We start from the raw sequence: 9,587 nt of genomic DNA on the forward strand, positions 1-9,587 counted from the left end.
GGCGGGCGCACAGCCGCCCGAGCCGGCCGGGTCGGCGGTCGTCCGCGGTCAGCGCCGCCGCAGGCCGCTGGTGATGCGCTCCCACGGGGAACGGGTGGCGCCGAAGTGCGTCTCGTGCGTCCAGATGTGCGTGCACGACCGGCACTGCAGGTGGAGGAGGCTGCCGACGTGGGAGAGCAGGTAGCGCCAGTGCTCGGAGCAGGTGCGCCCCTGCTCGCAGGCGGCGCAGCCGCGGCGGTCGTCGCAGTTCGGGCAGGCAACCCAGGCGCGACGCCCGATGTCGGCCTGCGGGTCAAGCGGCAGCATGGCCGCCCCCTCTGCGCGGGAGGACGCCGGCCGCGACCAGCTCGTCGTACACCCGCTGCTGGTCGGCGCTGAGGCCCGAGTAGAGCAGCTCGTACGCCGCTTCCTCGCCGCGCAGTGCGGCGAGGGGGTCCCAGGCGGGGCCGAGGGCGTCGAGCACATGGGCGCGGCGGAGCATTTCGTGGGAGCTCAGGTCGATGTCCAGACCGACCAGGGCGGACGCGTCGGGCCGGTCCCCGGCAGGCCCGCGCGCCTCGGCGCCTTCGTCGGGTTCGGCGGGGAAAGCGTCGCCATGGGAGGACATGCGACCGAACGTAGGCAAGCGTTCCGCACCCCGGCAAGAGCAGGTGGGAGAAGTCACAGCCGGTGGGCCCGGCAGGTCCCGCGGCCGGTGACGGGGCCGGGAGGGTCGTCGGCGGGGGGCGTCGGCGTCCGGTCACCCGTGTCCGGCGGGCCGGCGGACAGTGAGGCGGTCGGGCCGCGCCTGCCCGCGCGGCGGGCCGCCGGTCGCCCGATCCGGCGTCAGGACGTGCACACGGCGCCGCCCCCGCAGGGGCCCGCGCCGGCGTGCGCCGTGGTGGGGCTCAGCGGGACGCCGTTGTTCCGCAGCACGTCGCGGACGTGCAGGATCAAGGGGAAGACCTCCTGGTTGCGGTCCTCGCCCTGCTCGTCCCAGGCCCGCTGCTCCGCCTCGACGGCCATCCGGTCCTCCGCGAACACCCGCTCGGTGAACCTCCTGATGAACGGCCAGGCCATGTGCAGGGCCCCGGGGATCGGCGGCTTCGCGATCATGAGCAGTCCGAAGGTGTGGTTCACGCGCTGCTCGGCGTCCTGCGGCACATAGGCGGCCCACAGGGAGAACGCGGGCAGCTCGGCCTTCTCCGGGACCGCCCGCAGCGTCTGGTACGGGTACTGGGTGCGCACGGTGACGACGTCCGGCGACGAACCGCCGCTCAGCCCCTCGGCGGACAGCAGACCCGCACCCCGGTCCTTCCTCCCGCCCGCGGGGACGAACAGGTACCGCGCCTCCACGAAGTCGGGCCCCGTGTCGAACCCCAGCAGCCGGGGCTGGATCCTGCCGAGCACGCCCCGGTGCAGGAACTGGTGGTTCATGTCGAGCAGGTTCTCGTGCATGAACGAGTAGTGGCACCGCACGGTGCGCGAGAACGTCATGGTCCGGTGCCGGGCCGAACCGAACTCGGGCAGGTCCGGCAGGGGCGTCACGGCGGCCTTCTCGGGATCGCCGGGGAAGACGAAGACGAGGCCGTAGGCCTCCCGCACGGGGTAGGCGCGCACGCCCCGCGGCGGCCGGCCCACTCCCTTGGGCAGATACGGGATCTGCGAGATGCGGCCGTCGCCGCGGTACGCCCAGGCGTGATAGCAGCAGCGCAGCGCCTCCCCCTCCACCACCCCCATGCTCAGGGGCACCTGACGGTGCGCGCACCGGTCCTCCAGGGCGAAGACCGTGCCGGCCTCGCCGCGGTACAGGGCGATCCGCTCCCCCGCGAACCGGGCGGCGAACGTCTTCTTCCTCGCCACGCTCCGGGACACCGCCACCGGATACCAGAAGTCCGGGTCGATCCCGCGGCACCGGAGATCGGGGACCGCCCCGTTCCCGTGCTCGAGCGACGGGTACGGACCGCTCGCGGATTCAGTGTCGATGGCCTTGTCCCTTCCATGTTCGCGCCCGGCCGGCACTCGGGGCGGGGCCCGTCCACCGGCGCTCAGAGGCCATACGTCCCACCCCGGCGCCAAGGCCTCACGGCCCCCGCAGGCCACCACTCGGACGGCCGAGCGTGCCGCGCCCCCGCGAGGAGCCGGCCCGGGTGAGCCGGTGCAGTTCGACGGCCAGCGGCGTGGCGGTGAACATCGAGGACCAGGTGCCCACCACGAGGCCGACGAGCAGGGCGAGGGCGAAGTCGGTGAGGGTGTCGCCGCCGAGGACGGCCAGTGCGGTGAGGATGAACGCGGCGCCCATGCCGGTGCTGACGGTCCGCGGCAGGGTCTGCAGCAGCGCCTGCTCGGCGACCCGGGCGAAGGGCGACCCGCGGTCGCGGCGGCCGAGTTCCCTGATCCGGTCGAAGACCACGACCGAGTCGTTGACGGAGTACCCGATGACGGTCAGCAGCGCCGCCAGGAAGACGCCGTCGACGGGCTTGCCGAGCCAGGCGAAGACGCCGACGAGGATCACGACGTCATGGGCGAGCGCGACGACGGCGGAGCTTCCCAGCAGCCAGCGGAAGCGTGCCGCCAGGTACAGCAGCTGCGCGCCGAGGGCGACGACGAGGGCGACGAGGGCGCCGTGCCGGAGCTCCTCGCCGAGGCTGGGCCCGATGGACTCGTCACGGATCTTGTCGGCCTGGGGCGCCAGGTCGGTGACCGCGTCGGTGAGCGTCGCCGCCTGCGCTTCGCTGAGGTGGTGCGTGCGGACGGTGAACCGGTTCTCGCCGGACGTCTGGACGACGGCACGGGGGAACCCGGCGTCGGCGAGCGCGGAACGGGCCCGGTCGGCGTCCACGGGCGCCTGCACGGCGTATTCGACGAGGCGACCGCCGGTGAACTCGACGCCGAGGTCGACACCGCGCACGGCGATCCCGGAGCCCGCCAGGAGGAGGGCCGCGGCCGAGACGGCCAGCCACCGGCGGGGTCGCCGCAGCAGGCCCGGGTTCGTGCGGGCGAGCCGCGCGCGGACGGCGCCGGTGTGCGCGATGCCGGTCAGGCGGGGACGGCGACGCAGTCCGGGCCGGCCGACCACGAGGTCGGCGAGGGCGCGTGTGACGACGAGGGCGCTGAGCATGGAGGCCAGGACGCCGATGCCCAGTGTGACCCCGAAGCCGCGCACGGGTCCGGACGCGAACCAGAACAGCAGGCCGGCGGCGATGAGAGTGGTGATGTTGGAGTCGGCGATCGCGCTGAGGGCCTTGTGGAAACCGACGGTCAGCGACGAGCGGGGGGTGGGCCGGCGGCGGGCCGCGTACTCCTCGCGGGCGCGTTCGAAGACGAGCACGTTGGCGTCCACCGCCATGCCGATGGCCAGGACGAACCCGGCGAGCCCGGGCAGGGTGAGGGTGGCTCCGAGAGCGGCGAGGGCGGCGTAGGAGATGAGGCCGTAGCAGGCGAGGGCCACCGTGGCGAGGACTCCCGTGATCCGGTAGACGGCTATGACGAACAACGACGTCGCGGCGGCGCCGACGACGGCCGCCCAGGCGCTCGCCTCGATGGCCCGCGCGCCGAGGGTGGGGCCGACGGTGCGCTGCTCGACGGTCTCGACCGGCACCGGCAGGGCGCCTCCGTTGACGAGCAGCGCCAGCTCCTTGGCCTCGCCGTCGTCGAACGACCCCGTGATCTGGGTGGAGCCGCCGCTGATGCCGGACCGGCACGCCACGGAGGGGTCGACCTGCGGCGAGGAGATGATCCTGTCGTCCAGGACGATGGCGACCCGGCGACCCGGGTCCCCGGGCGGACGGCACGCGGCCTCGCCGGTCAGCCGGGCCCAGCCCGCTTCGCCCGCCCCCTTGAAGTCCACCGTGACGTGCCACCCGGCGCCGGTCTGCTGGTCGAAGCGGGCGGCCGCCTTCGCGACGTCCTTGCCGGTGAGTGCGGCGGCCCGCAGGCGCAGCGGCCTGCCGGACTCGTCGGCCGTCACCTGCTCGTGGGGGCGCTTCGGCAGCGAGTCCGACGTGCCGTCGGCGTCGTCCGCCGTGCCGAGCACCTGGTGGAAGGTGAGCTGCGCGGTCCGGCCGAGGACGTCGGCCGCCTTGCGGGGGTCCTGCACGCCGGGCAGTTCGACGACGATCCGGTCGCTGCCGGACCGGGCGATGACGGGTTCGGCGACGCCGAGTGCGTCGATCCGGCCGCGCAGCACCTCCACGGTACGGTCCGTGACCTCGGCGCCGGCGTCGGCCGGGTCGGCGGGGCGGGTCTCGAGCACGATCTGGGTTCCGCCCCGCAGGTCGAGTCCGAGGTGGACCGGCACGGTGAGCGCGACGTACAGCGACAGGGCGACGACGGCGAGGGCGAGGAGCCCTCTGACGAGCGGGGAGCGTTGCACAGCGGGCCTCCGGCGGGCACACCGCGGCCACGACGCTGGCCGCGGCCGGGAAGGGAGAGGAAGAGAAGGGTTCAGTCGCCGGAGACGGAAGGCGGAGCCCGCATGCCGGGACGGTGTGCTCGCTGCTCCGGGGCCGGTGCGTCGGTCGCCGGCGCCCGGGTCCGTCCGGGCCCGAGCGGGTCGCCCGCCGTGTCGCGCTGCGGGTGGGAGGCGGGAACCGTCGGTGCATGACGTTCGCCGCCGGCGTCCCCGGCGGTCCGGGCGGTGGCTGAGGGGAGTGCCTGGTCCGCGGGGTCCGCGTCCTGTGCGTGCGGCGCGCCGTGCGCCGACGAGACCCGGGCGGCGTCCGCCGTGCCGCCGGACGCCGTGACGTCGGCGCCGCCGAGGGCCGGCGAACCCAACGGACGGAACGAACTGAACGAACCGAACGGACCGAATGCCCCGGACGCACCGGACGCACCGGACGCACCGGACGCACCGAGCAGCACGAGCAGCACGAGCAGGACGGCGTGCACCGCCGCGGGCACGGCTGCCGGGATCCGGCCTCCCGGAGGCGGGGCTGTGTGCGTGCGGCGTGCCATGCCCCGTCCCCCTTCCGGGTCGATGTCGGTGTGGGCGCGGCGGCGCGGCAGCGCGGAACCCGCGTGCCGCGGGCCGCCGCGGGCGAGCGGCCCCTGGGGCCCCTGAGGCCCCGATGCGGTGAGCGACGTGGTCAGGCCTCGATGAGGCCCGCGCGGATCGCGTAACGGGTGAGTTCCAGCCGGTCGCGCAGCCCGAGCTTGTGCAGAAGGTTCGCTCGGTGCCGGTGGACGGTCTTGACGCTGATGAAGAGCAACTCGGCGATCTCCTTGGAGGAGTGGCCCTCGGCGACGAGCTTGAGGACCTCCTCCTCGCGGGCGGTCAGCACCTGGTCGGGCGGCTCCTCACCGCCCCGGACCCGGTCGAGGTAGTTGCGGATGAGCGCGGTGACCGCGCCCGGGTACAGGAACGGCTCGTCGCGCATGGCGGCCCGGCACGCGGCCACCAGGTCGCGGTCGGCCACCGACTTCAGCACGTATCCGCTGGCGCCGGCCTTCAGCGCCTGGAAGAAGTACTGCTCGTTGTCGTGCATCGTCAGCATCAGCACCCGCAGCTCCGGCTTCAGCGCGACGAGTTCGCGGGCGGCCTGCAGGCCGGTCATCCGGGGCATCGCGATGTCCAGGACCGCGAGGTCGACCTGGTGGGTGCGGGCCAGGTCGACGGCCTCCGCGCCGTCCCCGGCCTCGGCGACGACCTCGAGGTCCGGCTCGCGGTCGAGGATGAGTCGCACGCCGCGACGGACCAGCGCGTGGTCGTCGGCGAGGAGGATGCGGATCACGGAGGTGTCGGGCGCGCTCATGGCTGCTTCCTGAGGAGGGGCACGGTCAGTCGGACCTCGGCGCCGGCCTGCGGCCGGGAGGTGATGTCGAGCGTGGCCCCGATCAGCAGGGCCCGCTCGCGCATTCCGCGCATGCCCGCCCCTTCGGGGGCCGGCCCGGTCCCCCGGCCGTCGTCCGCCACCGTCAGGACCACCGCCTCGCCGGTGTGCCGCAGACCGACTTCGACCCGTCCGGCCTCGGCGTGGCGGGCCGCGTTGGTCAGGGCCTCCTGGGCGACGCGGTACAGCACCAGTTCCGTCTGCTGGTCCAGCACCGGCAGGCCGGTGTCGAAGCGGCGCACCACGCGCAGTCCGACATGGGTGGCGAACTCCGTGGTGAGCGAGGTCAGCGCGCTGATCAGGCCGAGGTCCTCCAGGACGCCCGGCCGCAGCCGGCGCACGAGACGCCGCACCTCGTCCAGGCTTCCCCGGGTGATCTCCTGCATCTGCCGCAGTTCACCGCGCAGCGGCTCGTCCGCGTCGTCGGCGGTCCGCTCCAGCGCCAGCAGGATCGCCGTCATGCTCTGGCCCACCTCGTCGTGCAGTTCCTGGGCGATGCGGCGTCGCTCCGCCTCCTGCGCGAGCAGGACGCGGGCGCTGCTGGACGCCCTTTCGTGCTCGAGTCGCTCCAGCATGGCGTTGAAGGCGCGGATCAGTTCGGCCGTCTCGACCCGGCCTCGTTCGGGCAGCCGCTGGCCGGGGCGCAGCAGGTCGACGGTGGCCATCAGCCGGGTGAGCCGGTCGAGCGGGGCCAGCCCGATCCGCAGCAGGGCGGCGTTGGCGACCAGCATGACGACCAGGCCGGCCACGAGGATGACGGCCTCGGTCAGCACCACCGGCACGGACACGGTCACCGGAGCCCACAGCAGCAGCGCGGTGGCACTGCCCAGCACCACCGCGTTGAGCGCGAAGATCCGCCAGAACAGGGACACCGGGACGACGCCTTCCTCTGCTGTGCTCCGGGAGACGACTGTGTCTCCACCGCAGGTCCTGACCAGCTTCCCCCCTGCCCGCTCCGTCGTCGATGGGCTCCGATGCCCATTTCCGCCGTCCGGCGCACCCATCGGCGATGGGCCACGGGACGGCCCCGGAATGGGTACTGCGCCCGATGGGATTCCGGCCGCGGCGCGGCCACCGTGGAGGCAGGACCGCCGCCCGCGACCGCGGCCGCCGCCCGCCGCCCCGTCGGCTGCGAGCGGCCCCGCCGCGCACCGCCCGCCGAAAGAAGGAACCGTGATGTCGCTCGACACGCCCCGGTCAGAGGCCCGCCCCGAACGGCTGACGGCCCACGAGGCCCGCCAGCGCCTCGAACACGAACGCGCCTCCCGCCACGCCCAGCTGAAGGCCATCGACGAGGTCGGACCCGACACGGCGGAACAGGTGATGTCCGCGCAGAAGGACACGGTCCGGCGGGTGCTCGCCGAGGTCGAGGCCGCGTTCGTCCGCGTCCGGGACGGCAGCTACGGCGTCTGCCGGGGCTGCTCCGGGCCCATCCCCGTGGAACGCCTGGAGATCCTGCCGTACACCCGCTTCTGCGTCCCCTGCCAGCGGGACGCCGCCGTCTGACGGGCCCCGCCCGTCCTCGTCCGCCCGCTCCCGCCCTGTCCCGCCCTGCCCTGCCCTGCCCAAGGGGTGATTCGGTGCACCACCAGATCGTCGACGACCGCGACCCGACGACCCTGTCCGTCGAGGACCTCGCCGCGCTGCGCGAGAACCTGCACGAGCAGCGCCTGTTCCGCCGGGAGCAGCTGCAGCAGCTCTCCTCCCCCGCCACGACCCGCACGGACGCGGCCCTCGACCGGCGGGCCGTCTCCCAGATGGAGGTCCGCGTGAAGCTCGCCGCCTCCGCCCGCATGGTCCTCACCGACGTGGAAGCCGCCCTCGCGCGGATGGACCAGGGCCGTTACGGGGTCTGCCGGCGGTGCCGGGAGCCGATCGCCCGGGAGCACCTGATGATCGTGCCGCAGGCCCGCTGCTGCACCCGGTGCCGGCACGTCGGGGAGGCCGGACGGTGAACCCCGTGCCCCTTTCCGGCCCCGTGTCCCTCTCCGGCCCCGTGTCCGTCTCCGGCTCCGTGACCGCCCGGCGGCGCGCGTGGCCCCGACGCCGGCAGTGCTGGGGCGTCGCACTGGACCTGGGCAGCGCCCGCACACGTGCCTGTTCTTCGGCCGGGCGGATGATCGTCGACGTGCCCACGGTCGGCTTCCCCGCCACGGGCGCCACGTATCCCGTCCGGCGCGGCGCCATCGTCGACACCCCCGGGGCCGCCCGGATGCTCGACCGGCTGCTCGGCCATCGCCTGCCCCGCTTCGGCCGCCCGCTGGTCATCGTGGCCACACCCGTGCTGGGCGGCATGGCCTACCGGACCGAGGCCCGCACCGCGGTCGAGGTCCTGCGGCCCCGTGCGTTCCTGACCGTCCCCGCCGCGCGCGCCGTAGCCGTGGCCGCGGACGCCGATCTGACCCGCCCGCTGCTGGTCGTCGACATCGGCGCCCATCTGAGTGAGGTCACGCTCCTCACCGACGGCGCGGTGACCGACGCCCGCCACACCGCGCTCGGCACCAGCGACCTGGACCGTCTCACCCCGCCCGCGCGGATCGTCGAGGCGGTCGCCGCCATGGTGGCGGCGATGCTGGATCAGGACCGCACCTCCCAGGCACGCGACGCCCTCGTGCGGGGCGCGCTCCTCGCCGGCGGGGGCGCGCTGCGCCCGGACCTCGCCTACCGCCTCCCCGACCGGCTGCACGCGCCCGTCCGGGTCGTCCCCGCGCCCCACACGGCCGCGGTGCGCGGCGCCGCGACCCTTCTGCGAGCCGCCCACGGCCGTCCCTCCCTCAAGGCGAGGGACCAGGCATAGTAGCCATGTAAACTAACGAGCATGAGCAAGGGTTCCGAAGGAGCCACGCCCGGCTACCTGGTGTGGCGTCTGTCGACGAAGTGGCGCGTGGCGGTCGACCGGGCGCTGGCCCCGCTCGAACTCACCCACGCGCAGTACTCGTTGGTCGCGTCGCTGTACGGAATGCAGCGCGCCGGCGAACGCCCCAGCCAGCGCAGGCTCGCCGACCACACCGGCCTGGAGGCGCTCTACGTCTCCAAGCTCGCCCGCGCCCTGGAGTCCGCCGGGCTGATCGAACGCGTCCGGGACCCGCGCGATCCCCGCGCCGTGCAGCTGTCCCTCACCGGGCGGGGGCGGGACGTCACCCTGCGGGCGATCACGGTCGTCCAGGGACTGCTGGAGCGACTGCTGGAGCCGCTCGGCGGACTGGACGGCGCCCGGACGCGGGCGTTCACGGCGGAGCTGACGACCCTCCTCGACGTCCCGCTCGGACCCGACGAGAGCCGGCCGCCGCCACCGGCGTAGTGGAATATTCAAGTACACGGTCCGGTTGACGGCCTCGAAGGAGGTCAGCAGTGGACATGAGGTACGAGAGGGCACAGGGCGGGACCGAGGAGTACTACTCCCACGGGACGCCGGCCGAACGCTGGGAGCGGGCGCAACTGTTCTTCGGGGCCCGGGAGTACAGCGCCGCGGCCCGGGTGCTGGCCGGCCTGGTCGAGGAGACGCCGGAGCAGACCGGTCCGCGCCTGCTGCTGGCCCGCGCCTATTACCACTCGGCCCAACTGCGCCGCGCCGAGGCCGAGTTGCGCGTCATCGTCGAGCGCGACCCGGTCGAGCACTACGCCCGGCTGATGCTGGGCCGCACCCTGGAGCGGCAGGGCCGGCACGCGGAGGCCGGAGGGCACCTGCGGATCGCCTCGGCGCTCACGGGCGACTTCCCGCAGGACTGACCGCCGGGGCGGTCCGTCCGGGGCGGTCACGGCCCGTGCGGTCACGTT

General features: G+C 74.3%; 12 protein-coding genes. 5 read left to right on the plus strand and 7 right to left on the minus strand.

Features of this window, described 5'->3' with window-relative positions:
• Nucleotides 1-48 precede the first annotated feature (48 nt).
• The 7 genes from ABT300_RS37660 to ABT300_RS37690 all read right to left on the minus strand — a co-directional run bounded on the left by ABT300_RS37660 (nucleotide 49) and on the right by ABT300_RS37690 (nucleotide 6,682).
• Nucleotides 49-306 carry a hypothetical protein gene (locus ABT300_RS37660; protein WP_351685841.1) on the minus strand — a complete coding sequence of 86 codons (258 nt, stop codon included), beginning with the start codon at nucleotides 304-306 and terminating at the stop codon, nucleotides 49-51.
• A complete protein-coding gene (locus tag ABT300_RS37665) occupies nucleotides 293-607 on the minus strand; it encodes a DUF6400 family protein (RefSeq protein ID WP_351685843.1) in 315 nt (104 codons plus the stop codon). The genes ABT300_RS37660 and ABT300_RS37665 overlap by 14 nt, the downstream gene beginning before the upstream one ends.
• Nucleotides 608-825: 218 nt before the next feature.
• Nucleotides 826-1,842, minus strand: a complete 1,017-nt coding sequence (locus ABT300_RS37670; protein ID WP_502978073.1) for a Rieske 2Fe-2S domain-containing protein — start codon at nucleotides 1,840-1,842, stop codon at nucleotides 826-828.
• A 220-nt stretch (nucleotides 1,843-2,062) separates the two neighbouring features.
• Nucleotides 2,063-4,354, minus strand: a complete 2,292-nt coding sequence (gene secD / locus ABT300_RS37675) for a protein translocase subunit SecD (protein WP_351685845.1) — start codon at nucleotides 4,352-4,354, stop codon at nucleotides 2,063-2,065.
• A 71-nt stretch (nucleotides 4,355-4,425) separates the two neighbouring features.
• Nucleotides 4,426-4,935 (minus strand): hypothetical protein, encoded by a 510-nt coding sequence (locus ABT300_RS37680; protein ID WP_351685847.1) that lies wholly within the window; start codon nucleotides 4,933-4,935, stop codon nucleotides 4,426-4,428.
• Between the two features lie 131 nt (nucleotides 4,936-5,066).
• Entirely contained in the window at nucleotides 5,067-5,732 is a 666-nt protein-coding gene (locus tag ABT300_RS37685) for a response regulator (protein WP_351685849.1), read from the minus strand.
• Nucleotides 5,729-6,682 (minus strand): HAMP domain-containing sensor histidine kinase, encoded by a 954-nt coding sequence (locus ABT300_RS37690; protein ID WP_351685851.1) that lies wholly within the window; start codon nucleotides 6,680-6,682, stop codon nucleotides 5,729-5,731. The genes ABT300_RS37685 and ABT300_RS37690 overlap by 4 nt, the downstream gene beginning before the upstream one ends.
• 304 nt (nucleotides 6,683-6,986) lie before the next feature.
• On the opposite strand from ABT300_RS37690, the gene ABT300_RS37695 reads away from it, so the two are divergent.
• The 5 genes from ABT300_RS37695 (at nucleotide 6,987) to ABT300_RS37715 (ending at nucleotide 9,539) form a co-directional block, all read left to right on the plus strand.
• Complete coding sequence (locus ABT300_RS37695) at nucleotides 6,987-7,316, plus strand: TraR/DksA family transcriptional regulator (protein WP_351685853.1); 330 nt, start codon at nucleotides 6,987-6,989, stop codon at nucleotides 7,314-7,316.
• A gap of 74 nt (nucleotides 7,317-7,390) precedes the next feature.
• On the plus strand, nucleotides 7,391-7,765 hold the full coding sequence (locus ABT300_RS37700; RefSeq protein WP_351685855.1) for a TraR/DksA family transcriptional regulator: 375 nt from the start codon (nucleotides 7,391-7,393) through the stop codon (nucleotides 7,763-7,765).
• Between the two features lie 41 nt (nucleotides 7,766-7,806).
• On the plus strand, nucleotides 7,807-8,607 hold the full coding sequence (locus ABT300_RS37705) for a hypothetical protein (protein ID WP_351685863.1): 801 nt from the start codon (nucleotides 7,807-7,809) through the stop codon (nucleotides 8,605-8,607).
• Between the two features lie 21 nt (nucleotides 8,608-8,628).
• Entirely contained in the window at nucleotides 8,629-9,111 is a 483-nt protein-coding gene (locus tag ABT300_RS37710; RefSeq protein WP_351685857.1) for a MarR family winged helix-turn-helix transcriptional regulator, read from the plus strand.
• Nucleotides 9,112-9,167: 56 nt separating this feature from the next.
• Nucleotides 9,168-9,539, plus strand: coding sequence for a tetratricopeptide repeat protein (locus ABT300_RS37715; protein ID WP_351685858.1), 372 nt, complete (start codon nucleotides 9,168-9,170; stop codon nucleotides 9,537-9,539).
• Nucleotides 9,540-9,587 lie beyond the last annotated feature (48 nt).

The sequence above is a fragment of the Streptomyces sp. NPDC001027 genome (genome assembly GCF_040299045.1).
Classification (GTDB): domain Bacteria; phylum Actinomycetota; class Actinomycetes; order Streptomycetales; family Streptomycetaceae; genus Streptomyces.